Annotated in this window: 19 protein-coding genes and 7 pseudogenes; 15 read left to right on the plus strand and 11 right to left on the minus strand. The window is 59.6% G+C overall.

The window, feature by feature from the left end; genetic code table 11:
* The first annotated feature begins 295 nt into the window (after window positions 1-295).
* From EH240_RS17770 to EH240_RS40105, 3 genes and pseudogenes are all read left to right on the plus strand, one after another.
* Window positions 296-1,186 (plus strand): dimethylarginine dimethylaminohydrolase family protein, encoded by an 891-nt coding sequence (locus EH240_RS17770; protein WP_125000558.1) that lies wholly within the window; start codon window positions 296-298, stop codon window positions 1,184-1,186.
* A 51-nt stretch (window positions 1,187-1,237) separates the two neighbouring features.
* Window positions 1,238-1,584, plus strand: a pseudogene (locus EH240_RS39875) (aspartate aminotransferase family protein); the annotation flags it as partial.
* 249 nt (window positions 1,585-1,833) lie between these two features.
* Window positions 1,834-2,151 (plus strand): annotated as a pseudogene (locus EH240_RS40105) (IS1634 family transposase); the annotation flags it as partial.
* Between the two features lie 217 nt (window positions 2,152-2,368).
* Here EH240_RS40105 and EH240_RS17785 read toward each other — a convergent pair.
* From EH240_RS17785 to EH240_RS17805, 4 genes and pseudogenes are all read right to left on the minus strand, one after another.
* Window positions 2,369-2,930, minus strand: a pseudogene (locus tag EH240_RS17785) (IS630 family transposase); the annotation flags it as partial.
* Between the two features lie 435 nt (window positions 2,931-3,365).
* Window positions 3,366-5,006: a N,N-dimethylformamidase beta subunit family domain-containing protein gene (locus EH240_RS17790; protein ID WP_125000561.1), complete on the minus strand. Its 1,641-nt coding sequence runs from the start codon at window positions 5,004-5,006 to the stop codon at window positions 3,366-3,368.
* Between the two features lie 192 nt (window positions 5,007-5,198).
* Window positions 5,199-5,514 (minus strand): annotated as a pseudogene (locus EH240_RS17800) (acetyl-CoA C-acetyltransferase); the annotation flags it as partial.
* Window positions 5,515-5,653: 139 nt separating this feature from the next.
* Window positions 5,654-6,392: pseudogene (locus EH240_RS17805) on the minus strand (CoA transferase subunit A).
* Between the two features lie 103 nt (window positions 6,393-6,495).
* Here EH240_RS17805 and EH240_RS17810 point away from each other — a divergent pair.
* On the plus strand, window positions 6,496-7,041 hold the full coding sequence (locus EH240_RS17810; RefSeq protein ID WP_206075280.1) for a LuxR family transcriptional regulator: 546 nt from the start codon (window positions 6,496-6,498) through the stop codon (window positions 7,039-7,041).
* A 170-nt stretch (window positions 7,042-7,211) separates the two neighbouring features.
* Window positions 7,212-7,343: pseudogene (locus EH240_RS39065) on the plus strand (IS630 family transposase); the annotation flags it as partial.
* Window positions 7,344-8,091: 748 nt separating this feature from the next.
* Here EH240_RS39065 and EH240_RS39665 read toward each other — a convergent pair.
* Together EH240_RS39665 and EH240_RS38015 are read right to left on the minus strand one after the other, a co-directional pair.
* Window positions 8,092-8,226 (minus strand): hypothetical protein, encoded by a 135-nt coding sequence (locus tag EH240_RS39665; RefSeq protein WP_281035134.1) that lies wholly within the window; start codon window positions 8,224-8,226, stop codon window positions 8,092-8,094.
* Window positions 8,223-8,555: a hypothetical protein gene (locus tag EH240_RS38015; RefSeq protein WP_167484056.1), complete on the minus strand. Its 333-nt coding sequence runs from the start codon at window positions 8,553-8,555 to the stop codon at window positions 8,223-8,225. Before EH240_RS38015 ends, EH240_RS39665 begins: the two co-directional genes overlap by 4 nt.
* Here EH240_RS38015 and EH240_RS17815 point away from each other — a divergent pair.
* A complete protein-coding gene (locus EH240_RS17815) occupies window positions 8,487-9,059 on the plus strand; it encodes a GNAT family N-acetyltransferase (RefSeq protein ID WP_125000566.1) in 573 nt (190 codons plus the stop codon). The two genes, EH240_RS38015 and EH240_RS17815, sit on opposite strands and share 69 nt — an antisense overlap.
* A 517-nt stretch (window positions 9,060-9,576) precedes the next feature.
* Window positions 9,577-10,182: pseudogene (locus EH240_RS17820) on the plus strand (plasmid pRiA4b ORF-3 family protein).
* On the opposite strand, the gene EH240_RS17825 reads toward EH240_RS17820, so the two are convergent.
* Together EH240_RS17825 and EH240_RS17830 are read right to left on the minus strand one after the other, a co-directional pair.
* Window positions 10,081-11,118 (minus strand): alpha/beta fold hydrolase, encoded by a 1,038-nt coding sequence (locus EH240_RS17825; protein WP_125000569.1) that lies wholly within the window; start codon window positions 11,116-11,118, stop codon window positions 10,081-10,083. The pseudogene EH240_RS17820 and the gene EH240_RS17825 overlap by 102 nt on opposite strands.
* On the minus strand, window positions 11,108-12,721 hold the full coding sequence (locus EH240_RS17830) for an RcgA family putative transporter (protein WP_125000572.1): 1,614 nt from the start codon (window positions 12,719-12,721) through the stop codon (window positions 11,108-11,110). Before EH240_RS17830 ends, EH240_RS17825 begins: the two co-directional genes overlap by 11 nt.
* A gap of 23 nt (window positions 12,722-12,744) precedes the next feature.
* Here EH240_RS17830 and EH240_RS17835 point away from each other — a divergent pair, with 23 nt between their 5' ends.
* Complete coding sequence (locus tag EH240_RS17835; RefSeq protein ID WP_125000575.1) at window positions 12,745-13,200, plus strand: hypothetical protein; 456 nt, start codon at window positions 12,745-12,747, stop codon at window positions 13,198-13,200.
* Here EH240_RS17835 and EH240_RS38020 read toward each other — a convergent pair.
* Genes EH240_RS38020 through EH240_RS17845 form a run of 3 tightly spaced genes read right to left on the minus strand, consistent with a single transcriptional unit; the run spans window position 13,197 to window position 14,516 of the window.
* On the minus strand, window positions 13,197-13,361 hold the full coding sequence (locus EH240_RS38020) for a hypothetical protein (RefSeq protein WP_167484062.1): 165 nt from the start codon (window positions 13,359-13,361) through the stop codon (window positions 13,197-13,199). The genes EH240_RS17835 and EH240_RS38020 overlap by 4 nt on opposite strands.
* Window positions 13,358-13,909 (minus strand): thermonuclease family protein, encoded by a 552-nt coding sequence (locus tag EH240_RS17840; RefSeq protein ID WP_125000578.1) that lies wholly within the window; start codon window positions 13,907-13,909, stop codon window positions 13,358-13,360. The genes EH240_RS38020 and EH240_RS17840 overlap by 4 nt, the downstream gene beginning before the upstream one ends.
* The gene (locus EH240_RS17845) at window positions 13,896-14,516 is read right to left on the minus strand and encodes a cystatin family protein (protein WP_125000581.1); all 621 of its coding nucleotides are present in this window, start codon (window positions 14,514-14,516) and stop codon (window positions 13,896-13,898) included. Before EH240_RS17845 ends, EH240_RS17840 begins: the two co-directional genes overlap by 14 nt.
* Window positions 14,517-14,604: 88 nt before the next feature.
* On the opposite strand from EH240_RS17845, the gene EH240_RS17850 reads away from it, so the two are divergent.
* From EH240_RS17850 to EH240_RS17880, 7 genes are read left to right on the plus strand one after another with little or no spacing between them, the layout of a single operon-like run.
* A complete protein-coding gene (locus EH240_RS17850) occupies window positions 14,605-15,282 on the plus strand; it encodes a lytic transglycosylase domain-containing protein (protein WP_125000584.1) in 678 nt (225 codons plus the stop codon).
* A gap of 18 nt (window positions 15,283-15,300) precedes the next feature.
* Window positions 15,301-15,615, plus strand: coding sequence for a TrbC/VirB2 family type IV secretion system protein (locus EH240_RS17855; RefSeq protein WP_095488712.1), 315 nt, complete (start codon window positions 15,301-15,303; stop codon window positions 15,613-15,615).
* A 3-nt stretch (window positions 15,616-15,618) separates the two neighbouring features.
* Window positions 15,619-15,912 carry a VirB3 family type IV secretion system protein gene (locus EH240_RS17860; RefSeq protein ID WP_095488713.1) on the plus strand — a complete coding sequence of 98 codons (294 nt, stop codon included), beginning with the start codon at window positions 15,619-15,621 and terminating at the stop codon, window positions 15,910-15,912.
* Entirely contained in the window at window positions 15,909-18,311 is a 2,403-nt protein-coding gene (locus EH240_RS17865; RefSeq protein WP_125000587.1) for a VirB4 family type IV secretion/conjugal transfer ATPase, read from the plus strand. Before EH240_RS17860 ends, EH240_RS17865 begins: the two co-directional genes overlap by 4 nt.
* A complete protein-coding gene (locus tag EH240_RS17870; protein ID WP_125000590.1) occupies window positions 18,295-19,455 on the plus strand; it encodes a transglycosylase SLT domain-containing protein in 1,161 nt (386 codons plus the stop codon). Before EH240_RS17865 ends, EH240_RS17870 begins: the two co-directional genes overlap by 17 nt.
* A gap of 11 nt (window positions 19,456-19,466) precedes the next feature.
* Entirely contained in the window at window positions 19,467-20,201 is a 735-nt protein-coding gene (locus EH240_RS17875) for a type IV secretion system protein (RefSeq protein WP_167484063.1), read from the plus strand.
* Window positions 20,202-20,236: 35 nt separating this feature from the next.
* On the plus strand, window positions 20,237-21,418 hold the full coding sequence (locus EH240_RS17880; protein WP_245436170.1) for a TrbL/VirB6 family protein: 1,182 nt from the start codon (window positions 20,237-20,239) through the stop codon (window positions 21,416-21,418).
* Window positions 21,419-21,453 lie beyond the last annotated feature (35 nt).

Raw genomic sequence — 21,453 nt, forward strand, 5'->3', positions numbered from 1 at the left:
CCGATCCCAGGCTGGTATTTCGCGTCAGGAAAATCGGCGGCCACTCCGGCACCTCGCATGGGGTCGCCAGGGCTGAGGACCAGGCATTTTCGGTTGGCTTGGATTCTCGACCAGCTCAATCACGCGAACTGAGCCTCTTGAATATCGAAGAAACAAAGAAGGCGTTCAAGAGCTACCCGATCGGCTAATTCCACATCGGCATCGCCGACTGACAGACTGCTGATCTCCATTTTTATCGCTCAGGCCGGGACCACGTTCACATAGACCGGCTTTAAGCAATCCATCAGGAGGAAACATGCTGGAGACCAGTCCGCGCCCGGTACGCCAGACAGACGGCCGGGAGTTCGTGCGTAGCGAACACGGTGTTCTTCAGGAGGTCGCGCTCTGTCGCCCCACCTACTACGACTGGGCCGCCGAGAACGCGATTGCTGAGCAGTCAAAGTCTTCAGGCGCGTCGGTCGATGTGGACGCCGCCATTTCCCAACACCAGGAACTGGTCGCGGCCCTCAAGGGGGAGGGGGTGACATGCCACTTCCTCGAGCCCGATGAACATTTGCCGATGCAGACGTTCGCCCGCGATAGCGGGATCATGACTCCGTGGGGCATGCTAATCGCCCAGATGGCCCGCCCGGAACGGCGCGGCGAATGGGGCGCTATCGAAGATCTCGCCTCCCATCTTGAGCTGCCTATCTGGAAACGCGTTACGGCGGCTCCGGTCGAGGGTGGCGATGTCCAGGTCCTCAGAGAGGGGGAGATTATCATCGGTGTGAACGAGGTCCGGACCTTCTCAAAAGGCGCGGACCAGGTCGCGCGCTGGGTGGAGGGCGAGGGCTGGAGTGTGCGCAAGATACGCGTTCCAGCCCATTTCCTCCATCTCGATGTGCTTTTCACTGTGCTGAACGAGCGGCTTGCGCTATGCGCAACCGAAATTCTGGATGCTGCTGATGTCGCTTGGCTCTCACAGAGGTACGAATTGATCCATGTGGGCTACAGCGATGTGATGCGGATGGGCTGCAACGTTGCCGCACTCGGCAACGACGTTGTCCTGTCTGCCAAACAGCAGCCCGAGATCAACGCGCGTATTCGGGCCAACGGGCTTAAGGTACTGGAGCCGGATCTCCAACAGTTCGTGCTCGAAGGGGGCTCGACACACTGTCTAACCATGCCGCTGAGACGAGGTTTGTGATCCCTACTGTCGCAGCGGCTGTCTATGGCAAGATAACGAAGTGAGCGCTGATATTTCGGCCAGAACATGCGTAGGGTCTATTTCGGCCTATCCGGCTCCGCCGCAAACGAGACCAAAATTAAGCTCGTCTGGTACTGCAATAACATTCTCGGCCGCGCTGAAAAGAAAAAGGGCACCTCGCCGCATCGCGGTTATCACGGTCGGGAGCTGGTCACTGGTAGCCTGACGGCCCTTCCGTTCTTTCATAAGTTTTTCGACCTGCCTTTGAACCTGGTGCGCTTTACAACGACCCCGCACTACTATAGCCAGGCGCATGAGGGCGAACTGAGGAAGCCTTCTCCAAGCGCAGCGCCGACGAGCTTGAAACACTTATTCTTGCTGAGGGCCCAGATACGGTGTAAGCGGTGCGCCAAGGCACCTCCCAATATCGTCTTGCCCGACTTGAACAGTTGGAGGTGAACGGATGGCGAACGCTGTCCGTTAAGTTATTGAATTCACTTGCCTTGATTTTTCAGCGCGAAAATGTGTGGTAACAACATTTGATCTGCTAGCCGTATGTTGTATGGATTCTGCGGCATTCATTCGCTAACAACGCTGGGATGTTTGTCGTTGAGAGAGTCGCGCGCGGCCACCGCTATCTTTAGCTCGTGGAAAGTGTCCGACGGCAAAACCGTTCGCCAGCGCACGATAAAGGCGCTGGCCGCAAGGATGCGCTGGTTGCCAGCGGCGAACTTGACAGATTGGCGGCCTCGATCGCGCGCCATGGCGAACGCAGCCTCATCCTGTCCGACATTGACGCGGGGCGGATTGCCTCTCGCCGCATTGGCGGTCCGCTGTTGTTCGGGCAGCTGTGGGAGCGGCTCGGGATCGGCGAGGTGCTGGAAGGGCGCCAGTTCGGCTTTGCGGTGGAACGGGCGGTGTTCGTTGGCACGCTGCATTGGCTGTTCGTCTCGGGCTCGGACCGAGGGGGCACTCGCATATCACAATGCCTTCCGCGCCACTAACGGCGTCGGCATCCGGGACGATGTTCGTTCGCGGTTCATGACTGGCTGCATGTTCCTCTACCGACGCTTCGCCGACACCCTCGCGGGGGCCGACGCACGGCTCGAGGGCCGATGTGGATCGCTACTCCTTCATCGCAATGGACTTGCACCATCTACTCCTTGCCAGTCTCCCGGCGCACTAGAGCGCGTCCTGTTTAACCGGTTCATATCCTGCGGCTTTGAAGTAGTTGGCACATTCGGCTGAGAGTGAAGAGGTCGACGACCGCGCCGACCGCGCCCCACAAAGCCTTGATGGTTCTCTCGGCCTTGCTCGCAGCAGCGCGCCTTGAGTTTGGCGAAGGCGTTCTCAATCAGATTGAAGTCGGGACTGTAAGGCGGCAGGTAGAGCAGGCTCGCGCCTGCGGCCTCAATCGCGTCGCGCACGCCGGCGGCCTTGTGGGCGGGCAGGTTGTCCATGACGACTACGTCGCCCTTCGACAATGTCGGGACCAGCACCTGCTCGACATAGGCCAGGAACACGTTGCCGTTCATGGCGCCGTCGTAGACGAAGGGCGCAGTCATGCCCGTCAGCCGCAGCGCCCCGGTGAAGGTCGTGGTCTTCCAGTGGCCATGCGGTACGCCGGCTCGGCAGCGCTCGCCGCGCGGCGCTCTGCCACGCAGCCGGGCATCATTGTGGAGAGGCCGGTCTCATCGATAAACACGAGCTTCGCCGGATCGAGGTCGAGCTGACCGTCGAACCAACGTATGAGGCGAAAGAGGTAAGTGAAGGCAGCAACTCGATCCCGAGTGATCAGCCGAACCCGTTTAGTAACGGACGTCAAAGTCCGTCTAATCTCTTGTGATGCGACTATAGTAGGACGCCGGGGGCGATCACTCCGGGTTGCCATAACGGGTGACGTAGTGGAGTTCGCGCAGGGCGGGGATGAGGAGGGGGATGTTGCGGGTCGCGCTTCAGAGGATCTATGCGCGCGTTGTGATTGATGTAACTGGTTGCACAAAACCGGCTGCACATACTATTGGGAGACATGCATCAGCGATATCGGCCAGCAAGTTGTCAGCCATTGTACATGCCCTCGGCGCGATCGACCAACCGCCGGAGCAGGCTGGACAGATAGAACAGATGCGATTGTCGCCGGGCGTCTGTGTCTTGAGCGGCGGTCTGTGCTTTCGACACGTCAGGCCTTTCCGAGGTAACGATCAAGGACATTGCGGGTGACGCGTTCGATCATCGGGTCCTGTCTTAGCAGGCCGGCCACCCATTCGCAGCTCCCAGCGTGGAACACCTCCCCCTTGCCACGCGGGAAGTTGACGATCATGCCATTGCCGCGCTTGACCTTCTCGAGATTGGCGTCGCTTGCCTCGCCGAACAGCGTCTCGGCGGTGAAGCGGCCATCATGGTCGGTCAGGAACTGGTCCTCGATCGGGATATCGGCGCTTTCCTCGACCTGGGATGCCATGCCGACGGCAAGCACTTGCAAGCCGTCCGGCGCGCCGCTGGTGGCGGTCGGGTAGGGCAGGCCGCCGCGGATCTCGAAGTCGAGTCCGTCGACTTCGTAGCCATAGACATGACTCTCGGCGCCGAGCAGGTCGCCATAGTAGATGCCGGTGCCGGCGAAGGCCCAGTGCTCGGGCCGGTAGACCGGGAAGCCGCGCACGCCGCGCGGCGCGCAGCCGCCCCAGCCGGCATAGACGCCTCTGGTCGCGTTGAGGCCGAAGGTGGCGCTGCCGGGTCGGCCGATCTCGGGCGCTTCCCAGGAATTGGTGGCGCGGGTGACGTCGTCGCCGCGATAGGCGGGGTCCTCGGCACGGGCTCGGTATTTGTAGCAGACCTGGCGACGGCCTTCGTCTTCCAGCCGCGTCTGCCACATGAAATTGCCGGCAAAGCGCGCCGCATGGCCGCCGCGCTCGACATAATTGTCGACGGCATCGCGCATTTCCCAGGTCCAGTATTCGTCATGGCCGACGAAGACGGCGCAGTCGTAGCCGTCGAGAATCTCGGGCGAAAAATGCAGGTCGTGCTGGCTTGCGAGATCAACTTCATAGCCGGCCCGTTCGGCGAAACGGAAGAAGTGGCTGTCGTAGCTTGCCCAGCCCGACGAGGCGTATTTCTTCGAATGGCCGGTGGCGAGCGCCCATTCCATATGCGGATAACGCGGCACGGTCTTTGGCTGCACGGCGACCTCCAGCGGCACGCGCGGCGCATCCTTGGGGAGCACGACGAAGCCACGGCACCACGGGCGCTGTGTCGACACGATGGGTGAATACTGGTTGCGGTCCGGCCCGGTGACGCCCTGATAGTGGTTGGAGCCGCCCCAGGTATTGTAGGCAAGCCAAGTGCCCGTCGCCGCCACCTGCAGCACACGGCCAGGCTTCTTGCCGGGCTGGGGAGAGACAATGAAAAGATGGTGGCTGTGGATTGGCTTGCCGTCGCGGCCTTCCGCAGTCAGCGTTAGCCGATAGGCACCGGACGGCCAGTCGTCGCCAACGCGAAATTCAAACGAGGCTTCCCAGCCACAGCCGTCGACCGAGCATTGGTCGGGGCTGTCCTGCCAGAGCGCCGCGATGCCCGATTTCTCGAACACTTTCGTTTCGGTGCCGCCATCGCGGACGATCGCCATTTTGAATGCCGGAGCTGTCGAACTGACACGCAGCGTCGCGGTCTCACCCGCGCGATAGGAAAAGCGGTCGCTGTAGCACCAGATCTCGCCGCGCTCGCCGTCCATGCCGGGCCACTCGTAATAGTGGCCGCGCACCGCGTGCCGGCGCTGTTCCGGCGTCAATCCGAAATCGGGGAATTCCATGGTCAGTCTAGTCATCGTCTTACTCCGGCAGCGAGGTATTTCTTGAGGAAGGTGCGGGTGCGTTCTTTCTGCGGCGCGCGGAACATGTCGCCCGGCGGGCCTTCTTCCGCCAGCACGCCGCCATCCATGAACAGCGTGCCTTAGCACATTTAAAGTCTGGATTTGATCATCTTTTCTATGACCAACAAGCGTAGAACTTGCTGTGCTTCATAACCCTTCAAGACATATGGCGACACCCATGCCACCACCGATGCACAGGGTTGCGAGACCCTTTGCCACGCCGCGCCGCCTCATTCAAACAGCAGGGTATTGAGTACGCTCGCGCCGGACGCGCCCATCGGATGGCCGACGGCAATGACCCCGCCGTTGACGTTGACGATCATGGTATTCCAGCGGAGGTCCTTGTTGACGGTGCAGGCCTCGCCGCAAAAGGCTTCGTTGGCCTCTACCAACTCGATATCGCCGATCGCCCAGCCGACCTTTTCCAGCGCTATGCGGGCGCGGGGATCGGTCCTGTGCCCAACCACACGCATCCCTTCAGGAATGTGGTTGGCGACGAGAGTGGGAATGCCGAAGCCGAGGTTGACGTAGGTCCCGCCTTCAAGTTCGCGAGCCGCCCGCGCAGCCATCTGGTTTCGATCCCAAGCCATGTGTTCCCTCCCTTACGCTGCTACGCGTGTCGTGCGATGTTCGATGCGCTTCTCGTGTTCGCCCTGGATCAGGCGATGCACGTAAATCCCGGGCAGGTGAATCTGATCGGGATCGAGGCTGCCGACCGGCACAATCTCTTCGACCTAGGCGACGCAAATCTTGCCGCAGGTTACTGCCGGCGGATTGAAGTTGCGAGCCGTCTTGCGAAAGACTAGGTTGCCTGTCGTGTCCGCTTCCAGGCTTTGACATTGCGAGGTCAGCAATGATGCCAGTCTCGAGGACATAGGTCTCGTCGTTGAACGCCTTATGCTCCTTACCTTCGGCCACGACCGTGCCGACGCCGGTTTTGGTATAGAACCCTGCGATACCGGCGCCGCCAGCACGCATGCGTCCGGCAAGCGTGCCCCGCGGATTAAATTCCAGCTCGAGCTCGCCGCTGAGATACTGCCGCATGAACTCGGCATTCTCACCGACATAGGGGAGATCATCTTTTGATCTGCTTCGTCTTCAGCAGCACGCCAAGCCCGAAATCGTCGACGCCGCAGTTGTTCGAGACGACCGCCAGGTCCCTGGTCCCTGCCTGGCCCGCGCTGATCAAAAGTTCCGGAATGCCGCTTAGACCAAACCCGCCGGCAGCAATCGTCATGCCGTCACGCAGCGCCCCTCCAGCGCATTTGCTGCACTGGAAAAAACCGTATCATCGTGTCCTCCACTTTGCGATGCCCGCGCCGTTTCGGCGAGACCTCTCATATCGCGGCAACTTTGCGGATTGCGCATGAGGCGACCATCCGTAAGAATACGTAGGTCCATACGTGGAGGACTTATTATGCCGAGATCGGCCAGAGCGCGAAACTTGGGCAATCTTGATCGCATCGGCTTCCTGCATGCGCCCGACGCGACGCTGGTGCTTTCTAATCGCGTCATCCTGCGGGCAAGCCATCGCGTCCAATCCGTCTTTGGCTGGTCGATCCGCGAGGTTGAGGGACAGTCGATGAGAATACTGTACCCCGGTCAAACCGATTACGAGGTGATCGGCGAAAAAGCCCGCCGCTCCATGCAGTCCGATCCCGTCTACCGCGATGCCCGCTTCATGCGCCGAAAGGACGGAGAGGTGGTTTGGATGGAGGCGTATGGTGCCGCGCTTGATCAGCACGATCCACAAGAATTGGCGATCTGGTCTTATCGCCCGGTCGCGGCAGAACATAGCCATGGTCACGGCCTGACCGCCGCAGAGGCGCGGATTGCCCGCTATCTTGTTAACGGCTTCACCAGCAAGGAAATGGCCCGGTCCATTGGTTGTTCCCCAAGGACTGTAGAAGTCCATCGCGCAAACATGATCGCAAAGGTCGGGGTGCGCAACACGTCGGAACTGGTGGCGCGGCTGCTTCCCGCCCGATAGACGCAAGGTCGGTGCACTCACGGTCATGTGGCGCGCTGCTACCTCAGTTTCCTTACCGCTCAATCAATGTGATAGCACCGGCAGGCGCAGCCCGATGCCAATTGCCCAAGGATCGTCAGCAAGATCGGCAAGGCTCCCCCGCAGTACCGGGACGTCGACGACGAGTGACACCAATGCTGCTTGATGGCCCTATGAATGGTTCTGCCTTCCTCGCCTATGCGAAGCAGGTTCTCGCACCCGAGCTTAGCCCAGGTGACATCGTGGTCATGGACAACCTGCCGGCCCACAGGATCAGCGGCGTGACAAGGAGCCGCGCGCCAACCTTCTCGATCGCCCCGCGCACGTCATCATCACCTCCTCGCAAATCACCGGGACAGAGAATCAGACAGGTCCTATCGCGTGAAGGTCCTCACGCGAATCTGCGTTCATCAAAGATGCTCTAGTACTTAACAAGGTTATTGCAGAAATTTCTTAAAACTTTCATCCAAGGAACTCGCATTCTGCGAGATCATGGCCGTACGTTATTGCAGGCGCCGCTCAGTTGTGAGTTCCGGCTCGGAAAAAGGACGCTTCTCATGCATATCCTAGAGACGCCACGGCTAATCCTAAGGCCGCCGTCGCATAGCGACGAACTTCTTCTACATGGACTCTATTAGCGATCCTTTTTCGTGGCAAACGCCGCTGGCACGGAATCTGCCCGACAATTCTCCGGCTTGCGCGGATGGGTGAGAATACCATGAAATTAATATACTACCTCCATTTTGCAGCCTCCAAAATAGGTATATGGGAAAGGTCGGCATGGCAGCAGTCTAATTTTCTTTCGATTGCTTTCGCTTGAGAAAGTAAAAGCCGAGAGTTTACTCGTTTCAGCCTACACCGATTCTCCTGACCCGTACCTGAATGGGAGCAGCCACGAAGCTCTAATTCGAGATCAAGGATTTTTGTCCAAGTCCACTCCCTCCAAATATCATCCCGAACCCCTGATGCTGATCACCTCACCGCTGTGCCTCTGGGCGCCGTTCAAAAGCGCGCCGGGCGCGAGCTCCAACTTCAAACGCTCCGCTCTTCGGCCGAAATCTTGCGCAACCAGTCGCGCAGCCGGTTGTCGTTCCACGTCAGGTAGTATCCTCCCAGGGCGTCCAACTCGTGGTCGGTGATCGTGATGAGCTCGTCCTCTCGGATCACCAGCCGGTGCCCACGACAACGCCCTGATCATTCTGGGCGGCTTGCTTCAGCATGGTGTCTGCACGACGTGCGCTCAGCAACTGCAAGAGAGCTTGCTGCGTCGGAGAATTGACGATGAGAAGCGATTTCACCATCCGCGACGGCTCGAGATGGATGCGGGAATATCTGACCGACCCTGCATCGGCTGCGGCCGCTGCTTCAAGGTCTGCTCGCGCGAAGTTATGCACCTTTATGGTATTCGCCGGAAAGAATTTATCGAAATGACGCCGATCCGCACCGAACGTCTGATACTGCGCAACTGGCAGGACCGCGACCGCGAGCTCTTCCACCGGATCAGTTCCGACGAGCGCGTCATGAAATTCTTTCCATTCCGCCGCGACCGCCCCCAGTCAGACGCCAGGATGGACGAAATGCGGGACGTCATTGACCGGGATGGATTCGGCTGGTCGGCTGTCGAGATTGCGGCTTCCGGCGAGTGCATCGGCTTCGTTGGGCTAGGTTTCGCCGACATGGAACCTGTGGTGCCGGCCGGCGCCGTCGAGATAGGCTGGCGACTGGCGCCTGAATACTGGGGCAAAGGCTATGTCACCGAGGCGGCGGAAGCTTGGCTCGCCTACGGCTTTGAAACGCTCGGCCTTGACGAGATCATGTCCTTCGCCGTGTGGAACAATCTTCGCTCGACGGCGGTGATGGAACGTCTTGGCATGAGCCACGATCTTTCCAGCGACTTTGACCATCCCTGCGTTCCGCACACGCATCCGCAACTCAAGCGCCACGCACTCTACAGGCTCTCACGCAAGGACTGGCAGGCGAGAAGAAGGGCGGCCCCATAGCCGTGCATCCCTCTTTGAAAGTCAGAGTACTATAGGTTCTTCTGGACTCAATCGATGCGGATCGTCACGAACCACAAACCTCTTGCTTGCGTTGAACCACTTCACCTGGGCGTCGACTGGTGCCGCGACCGCGGGCGGTGGCCGCTGAAAGAAGCTGGGCACGATAGACTTTCCGGAAAGAAAACGGCTCGTCGTCATCTCGATGCCGACGCGGCTTGCGATGGTCTTTGTACCTGCTCATGTTCTCTCGGCTGGCGTAGGAGGGAGGCGTTGCGCGGGACGGCTGGCTGATTAACAATCGGGGTTGTTTCGCGGCGGCGTTCCTACCCGCGAAATGTCGTCGCATCCATCGCCACATTCGTCGCGCCGTAATTGCCGCCCCCCTTGCCCACGCCATTCACGCGCGGCATGCTTGCCACGTGCTCGACCCTTTCGCTCCCGACAGCTACCCTCGTGCGCGCAGAGGCCCCACATTATCGGAATTGAACCGAGGATTAGCCGTACCCTCGAGCTGCCGATGGCGCTCAACCTTGCCCAACTCCACGAGGTGCTCCAGGCCTCCTTTGGTTGGACCGATAGCCATTTGCGCCAGTTCAACATCGGCGGCATCATCTATGGCGCGCCGGAGTTCGACGAGGACGGCTTCACCGCCAATCGCATCTTCGAGGCAACCGAGTTACGGATGGTCGATTCGTTTTGCCTAGGATCCCGACGAGCAGCCCATCACGATCCTCTATGAGTACGACTTCGGCGACAACTGGCGCCATCTGCTCCGTCTGGAACGCCTTCCGCGCGAGGCAGGCGCAATTATCCTCTCTGCATTGCAGCTGGCCGGTCAGGGCCGCCAGAGGACGTCGGCGGCCCGCACGGCTATGCCGAGTTCCTCGAAGCATGGCGCGACAGCGGTCACGAAGAGCATAAGGCCATGCGCCGGTGGGCCGGCCGCAAATTTCATCCCGAACTGCGACCTCGACGCCATAAACAACGCGATGGCCAAGGCAGTGCGCGCCGCACGAGGAAACTACCGCTTCCGCCGCCAACCCAGGGGAGAGTTGTCCACACACGACAGAAACCGTTTCACGCTCAAACCGGCCAACAAAATGTAAGGCGGCATGGCAAGTGAATAGTGACCACAGTTCAATGCCAAAATAGTTAGCCTGGCTCCGGCGTTCTCCAGCCTCTGCATGAACCTCGCCGAGAGCGCCGGCAACACCACTTTGTCTCTCTTGGCCAACACGATGTGAAGATCGAGATCAGGCCGTGCCAGACTATGTGCGTAATTCTCTAAGTTAAGTGGGGCCCAGGCCCTTCTGAGATCGGTCGGCTCAATCTCAGGCTCAAGGCTATCGCGTATCGATCGTGTCGCGCGGCCCGTCCAGACCATGTCCGCTAGACTCCCCGCCGTCAGGAACAGCGAGGCTTTTGACACGGCCTGGTCGCGCGCAGCAATCAACCCCGCGACCCAGGACCCTAAACTCATACCAAGAACCGAAATCTCTCTATAGCCTTCGCTTTTCAACCAACGTATGAGCTTTCGCCCATCCAATACTGCCTGCCTTATGGACTGGATCGTTCGCCCGAGGTTGGGGCTAAGCATATAATCGGCGTGGCCGGAGCCAGGACGGCTGCGCTCGAAGTGATAGGGCATGGCAATCTCGACAACGGTGATACCACGCCGCGAGAAAAAACTGGCAATCCGACGGTTCCGCGCGCTTGCATTCCAATGGTGAAAGATCACCATCGCCCGATCGAACGACCCGCTTTCTGTGACTTTCGCCCACACAACATTGTTCGGTGCGATATCAGTCGCAATGTCCGACGGAAATTTTAGCCAACCATCTTTCCATTCAAAACGCTCATCGCTCTCACTCGGCTCATCGAAAAAGGCTGGATCAGCCACGGCCTGGTCGGCAAGGACACAAAATTCCTCGATGCTTGCAATCTTCCCCGCGCCCGGAAAGGCGCGGTCCGCGTCAAGGATGAAATCCGTTGGTTTCTTCCCTTCCTCACCGCGTCGCGCCCGCCGCTCATCCCAATGATCAAGCCAACTATGATACACTCTGATTGTTTTCCAACTTACTCGCTTGCCATCGCCCCAGCCCTGGATCAAACAGACCGAATATTGCGAACAGCACTCCAACTCCCAGAAGGATCGAAAAGCCAGCAAATGCATCGATCAGCAAGTAGCCAGCCACGAGTAACGCTACGATCGCTGACATCCTCCACAAGGATATACGAAACCGACGTTCGACACCTAAACGGATGGAGCCGTACAGAAATACAACACAGGTCGAAATAGCGATAAGAAGGCTACTGTAATGGGTAGGTCTACGGTAGCTGATCCCGGCGCTCACGTCGTTGCCGCCATAGAAGGCTGAAGACATATCGCCGACCAACCAAGCCACGATATTTTCTCCACGCGATGTCAGGTAAGCACTCTGGAGCTTCATGACTATCGCGATCAGAACCCCCAAAACAGTACAGCGAAAAATCCCATGCATCACCCTGAGACCGACTTCGTTGAGCTCACGTTGATAATCCGCCTCCGTCCCACTTTTCGAGGCCCCGCCAATTCTCCAAAGGTCATGAACAACCGTGTAAAGCAAAATGAGACCCACAAAGAAAAGATAAAAGCACAGGCACATATAGAGGTAAGCTAGCCCGGTGAACACGACCTCTTCCGGCACCGATATGAGTTCAGGGCGCACAATCGCCAACTTGCCCCAGTCCGTCGCATAATTGCCACCGCCCTTGATCAGCGGGAGCAAACACACGCCGATCCACTGAAAAAGACCGGCGAACAGCACACAAATCAAAAAAACCGCCCAATATGAATGCGAAGAAGCTTCTACGCTGCGGGCCCAGGCATCGTCGCTTTCCATCTTATTGCCATTCCCCACAAGCTTTGGGCGGCCTTCATCTTTCCAAAAGGTCACTAGCTCGGTCACGAAGGCAAAAAACAGCGGCAAAAATACCATGAAGACGAATGTCCAATTCGCTGTCCAAAGAAACCCAACCTGCTTGACGACGCCATCCGCCCGGCCATATGTCACGCTGTGAATCCCGGTAATATACGACAAAAACCCAAGAGCGGTGACACCCGCAAACACCGACGCCGGTAAATTCAGGGGAGATCCGTGACTAAAAAACGCCTCCGATTTCCTCGCCAAACTAAAACGCCGCCTCTGCCCCTTGGCGTCAGTATCCCGTTTTAGCTCTGCCGGAGAGGCTGTGTCCTCATCGGAGGTCGCAGCCAGTGCTGTATCTGGAATCTCGTGTGCAACACTGCTTCCGGCTCTCTTCCATTCTCGTCTCTTGGCCGATAACCGCGATTGCGCCGCACTAAGCTCCATCTGCCATTCGCTGGTTGCCACCGGATCATCGCACCCAAAAACCCTCGCCAGCCAACGGATGTTAGCAGCGCTGATTCCCTTCTCGTTCTCTTGAAACCAAAGCTGCACTGTTCGCAGATCGACTCCAATCCGGTTGGAATCAATTTGTGAAATCGCTTCTGCAAGAAGCTCAGGCGTCCATGGGCCTGCAGGAAATCCATCTTTGCCCAATGGCCGACCCGCACCCGCAGCGGCCAATCGTTTGAACAATTCCTTGAAATCACTCCCGTCTCTCGGCGGCGGGAGAAATAATTTTCCATTCTTAAACAACTACTTGCAGGCTCTGGTTTCGCTTGGTTTCGCTAGTCTTCGTATCCTATCGTGCCATCGTCCCTGATCAACGTATTTCTCAACTCGGTGCAACGGGCGAGCGGGCGGGGCGCGGATCACTCGGAGCAGGGAAAATGGCTGTTGAACTGGCGGGCTGCAACGAAGAAGCGCAGGAGACGGACGCAGTCGCGGCTCTGATCGCGGCGCACCGCCAAGCCATGGCAAAGGTGGAGAGTCTCGGGAACCGTTTGATGCAAGCCGAAGAGGCCGAGGCGGCGCTGATCGGACCACGGCTTGACGCCGTGATGGCGGAGGAGGCGGTTGTCCGCCGCCAGGCAGCGATGGCGCCGGTTGCCGATGTTTGCGAGCTGAAGATGAAGGCCGCACATTTCGAGCGGCTCATGAACGACGGTTGGTGCGACGTGGATTCGGACGACCTGCATGAGCTGCTGCGATCTTTCGTCGACTTGCCGATCTAAGAAAAGAGGGCGGACATCCAAGACGCGAACGCGTGCCATGCGGCATAGGTCAGCGCCGGCACCGCGATGATGGCGATGAATCCGACGGCGCCGGCTATTGCACCGTCCGTGCGGCCCTCGACAGGGTAGTAGTAGCGGCTCGATTCATGTTCGTGGTTCAACGGTCCTGCTCCTTTGGCCGTTTCAGCAGAAGTCCAATGGGATGTTGAAACTTCATCGCCCACAGACCATCAGCTTTCATCTTCGCGTTGACCTCGGCCACGAGGTAGTTGCCGCTAACGGCGTTGCGTTTCGCGTCGGTGGCGGCGAACGCGTAACCGGCCGCGATGAGGGCGGTCCCAAGGTCGATCGTATTGCCGCCGAGTTTCGCCCCGCACACGACAAAAGTCGCATTGTCCAGAGCCAAGGCGATAGGCTGACAAGTTACGGCCGCTGTCGAAAAAAGGGCGGCCAGGTGGGCGAGCGAGACGTTGCCGCAATCGAGCTCCTTGCCATTGGCATCCAGGGCGATCGTGCCCCGCAAGCATGATTGCACACCATAAAGCCGGTAGAGCTTGCCATCGTCGCGCCACGTATCTCCGGTCAGCAGTTCGACGCTTTTCGACACCAGGAAGGGAGCGGCCGTCGCGCTTGCTGGCGCGGCGCCTTCGGCGCTTACGGCGTGAGCGGTCGCGAGTGTGATGAGCGCGGCGAGGCTAGTTCGCTTCATCGGCCTGGAACCGCTTGCCGAGATCGGAGGCATGTTCGAGATCCGGCCGCAGGGACTTGCCGTCCTTGTTGCGGCCGATCGCAGCCATGTCAAAGAAGACCATGGAATCGTCGTCATAGGAGACCGCATAAGGGTCGTTGGCATTGCCAGCCCCGACGAGCGCAAAACACGAAACCGCGTCTGGAACGCCGGATTGGCTTTTGAGGACCAGCGTCTTGCACAACAAGACGGATGCGCGGGTGTTATAGACGGGGTCGTCATAGTCCCGCACGGCCTTCGTGCAATCCCACTCCTCAGCCTTGTAGGTGATCTTGGGCTTCGGACAGGCCGCGAGGCCCCGCAGCCTATAGGTGACGCCGTTGATGACGCGTTCGGTCGCGGACTTGATCTCCACCGGCTTGGTTAGCGCTGTTACGTCGCGCTGAAAAAGGCCTCCGCGTGCGTCGTAGCGCTCGTAGACGAAGGTCTTTTCGCCAGGTTTGGCGAACTTCTGCAGATACGCGGTCGACGGCTGCTCGAACGGATGCGGCTCGTTCGTGCCCAGATCGGCGGCGCCTAGGACGGTGCTGTGGAGCAACAATGCCGCGAGGAAGACAAACTGCTTCATCGGAAAAATGGCCTCGACCACGCTTCTCATATTGACACTTTACTTTGGCTCCATGTACCCATAGTAAAATGTCAAAATCGGTAGCGCAATGAAAAACCGGATCGCGCTTGCGCTTTCTTTCTCAGCCGTCATGGCGCCATTCGGCGCACATGCGGATAACACGACCTCGACGCGCATCGCGGCAGCGTTTGCTCTGCCGGCCCGCCCAGCGGTTTCGACCTTTTCCGATGCTGATCACGGATCGACGATTGGCGGCGGGTGTGCGCCGGCAGATCGCGGGCGGGCCGCGGCCTTGGTGCGCCAGGTCGCCGAAGAAGAGGGCTTCGATCCCGATCTGACCGAAGCGGTTGCCTGGGCGGAAAGCGACATGGGCGGCAATCAAGGGCCGTCTCGCGCGGGCGCTCTCGGCATCATGCAGCTCATGCCGGCGACAGCGTCGCGTCTTGGTGTGGCCGACAGATGCGACGCGAAAGCCAATATCCGTGCCGGCGTCCGCTATCTGAAGGCGCTTTATGACGAGTTCCATGATCCGCTGTTGATGTTGGCGGCCTACAATGCAGGCGAGCAGAACGTTTACAAAGCCAACGGCATCCCGGTGAACGACGAGACCACGAAATACGTGGTCAAGGTGCTCAATCGCTGGAAGCTCGGCAAGCTGATCAAGGCTCCCCTTCCCACCCCTATTGACGATCATCGCGCAGGCGCGACCGACCCGGTCGATGGCGTCGCCTGGCAAGATGGTCACGTCATGGATTTTGGCGACTGAAAAAGGAGTGAGACGAGGATGGATTATAAAAAGGCGGGCAGGTTCGCCCTGCAGTTTACGGCCGCCGCGGCGATCGGAACGGCGTTGGCGCCGGCGAGCGCATACGCGCAGTCGGCTGCCCCGGTCGAGGGCGTGCTGGAATGGTTTGTCGGTGTCCTGCAGGGCAGCATTGCTCGATCTTTCGGGATCATAGCAGTTTGCTTTCTCGGCTTCCTTGCCATGACCGGCAGGCTGGTGTGGATGATGGCGCTTTCGATCATCATCGGCATCGCTCTGGTCTTCGGTGCTGCAGCTCTGGTCGATTCCATCCGGTCCACCGCTGGAGGCGCGTGACCGATGGAGGACGAAGAGGTCTATGTCGAGCCGGTCAGCCTGCCCCTGACGCGCCCACCGATGAAATGGGGTGTGCGCTACGAGGTGTTCGCGCTTAACGGCATGGCTGCCGTCATCGGATTCATCGCGACCAGCAGCTTCACGCTCGGCCTCGGTCTATTCAGTGCGACCCATCTGATCAGCGCCTATCTGTGCCAGCGCGACCCGTACATCTTCCACATAGTCGAACGCCGACTGTCGAAACGGGACGCGGTGGCGAACTCGGGCTTTTGGGGCGCGAGGAGCTATTCACCGTGACCGTGAACGCCGACCTGAAATTCGCGAAAGCGCGCAAACGGGAAAAGCCGGTCGAGGCCCATGTCCCCTATTTGCGTCACGTCGACGACAATTTGGTGGTCACCAAAAGCGGCTTTCTACTCGGCGTCATCCAACTTGGCGGCCTGCCCTTCCAGACCATGGATCAGGCAGAGCTCAACAGCCGCCTGTTCAATCGCAACACGACATTCCGCAACCTGTCGACGTCCCGTTTTGCCGCCTATGCGACCATCATCCGGCGTCACGTGACACCGGAGATTGAAGGGGATTTCGAAAACCCGTTCGTGGCCGAGCTCGATGCCCGCTACATGGACGAGTTGGGCTCGAAGAACCTGTTCGTCAACGAGGCCTTTTTGACGCTGATCCGCCGCCCGATGGTCGGGCGTGTCGGCTGGGTCGACAAGGCGCTCAATGCGTTGCGCATCAGCACGGCCGGCGAAGAGACACGTGATGAGGCCATGGCCGAACTGCACGATGTTCTCAATAGCGTGGTGAAAGACTTTTCGGCCTATGGCGCGCGGCTCCTGGGCGTGGTGACGCGGCGCGACAGTGTTTTTTCCGAACCTGCCGAATTCATCGCCAAGATCCTTGCCGGCGGCGCGGACATCGAAATGCCGCTGCCGCGCATGAGTTTGGCAACTGCCTGCGCAACGCGGCAAATCTTTTTCGGCAAATCCGCTCTGGAGATCAGGGGGGCGCAGACAAGCAAGATTGGCGCCATGGTGTCGATCAAGGAATACCCGCCCTTCACGGCACCCGGCTCGCTGGATGGCCTGTTGCGGCTGCCGCATGAATTCATCCTGACGCAGTCGTTCGCGATTGAAGATCGCGTTACGGCCATGCGCCGCATCAACACCATCTCGAACCAGGTCAGCGGTTCGGATGAGGCCGGAACCACGGTCGAGGATTTAGTGCACGCTGGCGCCGACAAGCTTGCAGGTGGCGAGGTCATTTTCGGGCAGCACCACATGACGGTGATGGCGCTGGCTGCCGACATCCCAGGGCTCAACCGAACCTTGTCCGACATCACCGCCGAACTGTCGCGCATGTCGATCGTCCCGGTGCGGGAAACGCTCAACACCGAACTTGCGTTTTGGGCACAGCTGCCCGGCAATTTCAGCTACATTGCGCGCCGCGCCCTGATCTCGTCGCTGAACTTTGCCGGGCTGTTCTCGGGCCACAATTTTCCCTCAGGCCAGCGTGAGGGACTGCACTGGAGGCGGCCGATCGCGCTCCTCGAGACGACAAGCCAGACAGCCTATTATTTCAACTTTCACGTTCACGACGTGGGTCACTTCACCGTTTTCGGACCGACCGGTTCGGGCAAGACGGTCGTGCTGTCATTCCTGATGGCGCAGGCGATGCGGATTTCGCCGCGACCCCGCTCAGTCTACTTCGACTACATGCGGGGCGCCGAGCTCTTCATCCGCGCGCTCGGCGGCCGCTACGAAGTCATGGAGCCGATGCAGGCCACCGGCTTTGCGCCGCTCCAGCTGGACGACACGGCAGAAAACCGCACGTTTCTCGAGGGGCTGCTGCGCTACATCCTCACCCCTGACGACGGTTCGCTCGACGTGGCCGAAATGCGCGTGATCAACACGGCCGTCGACAAGGTCTACAAGATCCCGCGCCAACAGCGCACGTTCGAGCTGCTGCCGGAAGTGCTGCGCGGCTCGCTGGCGCCGGGGATGAACGATCTCGCGGCGCGCATTGAACCGTGGCTCGATCCTGGCGACAAGGGCTGGCTCTTCAACAACCCCGTCGATCTCGTCGATTTCTCGAAGCCGGTGGTCGGGTTCGACATGACAAAAATCCTGGCCGACAAAAAATTGCGCTCGGCCGCCCTGCTTTACATCTTCCATCGGCTCGAAGAGATCATCGACGGCACGCCGCTTCTCATGTTCCTCGATGAAGGCTGGAAGCTGCTCGATGACGACGTGTTTGCCGCCTTCATCAACGAGACGCTGAAAACGATCCGCCGGCGCAACGGTGTCGTCGGCTTTGGCACGCAGACGGCCGAGGATGTGGTCAACTCGTCGATCTCGTCCTCGCTGATCGAGCAGACGAAAACCAACATCTTTTTCCCCAATCCGAAGGCGAGCAAGGACTCCTACATGGCGCGCTTCTCGCTGACGGCGAAGGAGTTCGAGTTCGTGCGCCGCACCGCCAAGGAAACGCGCACCTTCCTGGTCAAGCATGACAGCGATTCCATCGTGGCCAAGCTCGACCTGTCGGGCATGCCCGACCTCATCAAGGTGCTGTCGACCAACGAAGCCAACATCAAGGAATGCGAACGGCTGCGCGAGATTTACGGGCAAGAGCCGGAAGCGTGGCTGCCATACCTTTGCGGATGGGAGAGCGAGCATGAAGAAGCGGCTTAGCAGCGTGATCGCCGCGGCCGCGATCATGCCTGGGCAGATCACGGCTCTCCCGGCGCTGGCCCAGATCGCCGTCATCGACGGTTCCAACCTGGACAAGCGCGCGCAGGACGAAGAGCACAGCACGAAATCGCAAGAAACCAAACTCGACGAGAAGGAGAAGAAAAAGAGCCTCGTTTGCACCTATACGAACAAGTACAGGTCACAAATGTTCAGCCGCTCCCCTGGCGAGGCGCTGAGCCGCGACGCCGAAAACGCAAAGCTCATCCGTTACTATGCGCAAAAATATGGCGTTCCGGAGGGCCTGGCGCTGTCGGTCGCCTACCAGGAATCCCGCTTGGACAGCTGTGCCGGCTCGCACACCGGCGTCAAGGGCGTGATGCAACTGACAAAGGGAACGGGCAGGCAACTCGGCTTCGATCGCGACATCAATGAGCAAAACATCGAGGGTGGCGTCAAATATCTCGGCAAAGGCGTCGCACAATGCGGCGCCAGCAATTACAGCTGCCTGGCGAGCTTCTATAACGGCTCGAATGCCGCCGAACAGGCTGAGTGGGCTTCGGGCGTCGGCCGATGGCACGGCACCTTCGACAATTACGTCTCCAGCGGAGAGGCGCCGGCGGCGTCCCCGCCGGCGATCAGCATCGTGACCTCTAGCGGACCGGGCGGCGCCGCTCAAAGCGGCGCTCTCGATTCCCTCTCCAAAGCCGCAGCCGACCTCGACACCAGCTCCGCACAGATGACGGCCAATTCCTCGCAGATCGACGCGCTCGCCGGCGGCGTCGGACAAGTTGGCGAATACAAGGATGCCTGGGAGCTCAACTCGTCCGCTCGAAGTCTCAATGCCGGCGTGACCGGCCAATATATCAACCAGGCCTCGGATTTCACCGCCCTGCTCGGACAGTTCCTGTCGTTGAACAACGTCGGGGCCTCCCAGACCGCGCGGATCATTGCCGCGCCGCAAGAAGGATCCCCAAATCCATTTTCATGCGACCCGGCCGAGCTGCAACGGCTGCGGCTCGATCGCAGCCAATGGCTGCCCTGTGCCAGCCGGAGCGCCGAGAGCGGTTCGGGAACCACGCCGTCCGTGCAGATCAACGCCGATCCGACCGGCGCGGCTCGCGCGATCGAAGCAATCCAGGAATAGGAGGTCTGAGAGTGAGAAAAATCACTTTCGCGGCATGTGTAACACTTCTGTCCAGCGTCGCTCATGCGCAGATCGCCGTCATCGACAATGCGAATTTGGACATTGCCCGCCAGAATGCGGACAACACCAATTCAATCATGGGCTCCAACAAGGACATCCTCGAGAAGAGCAATCAGATCCTGCAAGCCCTGACGGGCAGCCGCAACGGCTCTCTCGGCATCGGCCAAATGGGCCTAGGCGGCAACATGTCGATTGCGCAGGCGCCGAGCTTCGGCTCGATCCTCAATGGCGGCTCCCTCTCCTTCGGCGGGCTGTCGCCGGAAATCCAGAAGATCGCCGGAGCGGTGATCAACGGCCTGCAGCTGGTCAAACAGCTCCAGCAAATCACCGGCAACGGCAGCAGTGCCGTCAACACGGCCTATAGCGGCAGCGTCAACGTCGCATCGCTGTTGAGCGCCCTCACCTCCCAAGCTTCTCAAGGGGTCGCGCAACGCGAACAGTCGTTGCAGTCGGCCAGCGGCCAGATCGGACAGTCCGATGACGTCAAAGGTTCGGTCGATCAGAACACGCGCATTCAGCTCGAGAACGCGCGTGCGGTCAACGAGCTCATCGGCGTCCAGAATGGCGCCGTCGCCGCGCTCAACGAGGAAATGAAGACCCGGCTGTTGCGGCAAAGCCAGGTGCAGAAGCTGATGACGCCGGCGCAAGTCAATCCGTTCCAGAACTTCGGCACAAGCGGGAACTGATCGTTGTCGTCAAAAGCGAAAAGGATGCCAGCTTGGTGGCGGCGGGTCGGCGTGGCCGTCGCGGTCGCGATTGTCATGGTGAGCGGTTGCGCCCGGCCAGCTCGCGAGCTCAAGGCGCCCTGCGCGCCCCTGGCTTATGTGGGCGATGCGAGCTGCGGGCCCTTGAAGCCGGTCAACGCCCCGCCCTTCGATCGTGTTGTCGAGGATGGATGAACGGCCTGGCGACAAGCATTCTGGGAGGCATCGACGACGTCGGAAAGGGCTTTGTTTCCAGCGTCTACATGCAGCTTGGCTACGCGCTGGGGAATGTCTACGCGCTCATGCTCACCATTTACATAATTTGGTGGGGCTATTCGATCCTCAGCGGCCGCGAGACGATCTCTCCAATCGAGTCGGCATACCGCCTCGGTCGCGCGGTGGCCATCTATCTGTTGCTGAATGGATGGGGCACGTTTTCCGAGACGATCTACAAGCTCGTGCAGGCGGTGCCCAGCGAAATCGGCAAGATCATCGTCGGTGCCGTCTCGCGCGCCACAGGCAACCAGCTGTCGGATCAGGATGCGATCCCGGCCCTGATCGACAATCTCTACCGCGGTGCCCAGGATGTTGCCAATCAGGTCTACAGCGGCACTTTTTACGACATATTCGGCGCGCTTCTTTCCACCATCGTGCTTCTGGCCGCCATCATCTTCTCGGCGCTTGCGATCGCCGCAATCATCGCAGCCAAGATCATGCTGTTCATCACCTTGGCGCTGGCGCCGGTCTGGATTATCCTTTGGCTCTACCGGTGGTCAACGCGGATGAGCGAGGGCTTCATCTCGCTGACCACCTATCTTATCATCCAGCAAATCCTCATATACGGCTTCCTGGGCTTTTATTTTTCGCTGGTCAATCTTGCCTTGAACACTGCCACCTCGGGAGGCGCCAGCGTCGACAACAAGATGTCGATGGTCCTGCCGCTCGTCCTGGTCACGATCATCGGCATCTATGTGCTCATGCAAATCCCGGCGATCGCCTCGATCCTGAACGGCGGCGGCTATCTGAGCACAGTTGGCGCATACCGCTCTTATGGCAATGTGCCTGGCAATGTCGCCCGCTATTCCGGCGCGCGGTTTGTCGCAAACCGGTGGCAGCGGCTGAGATCATCCCGCACCAGCGAGGCGGCTCGCTCATCCATTCAGCAAGCGGCGCGCGATAACGCGAGGCCATTGGCATAGACGCGCAGGCAACCGCCTGAGAAGTGCTGCTTGAG

This window comes from Mesorhizobium tamadayense (assembly GCF_003863365.1).
GTDB lineage: Bacteria > Pseudomonadota > Alphaproteobacteria > Rhizobiales > Rhizobiaceae > Mesorhizobium > Mesorhizobium tamadayense.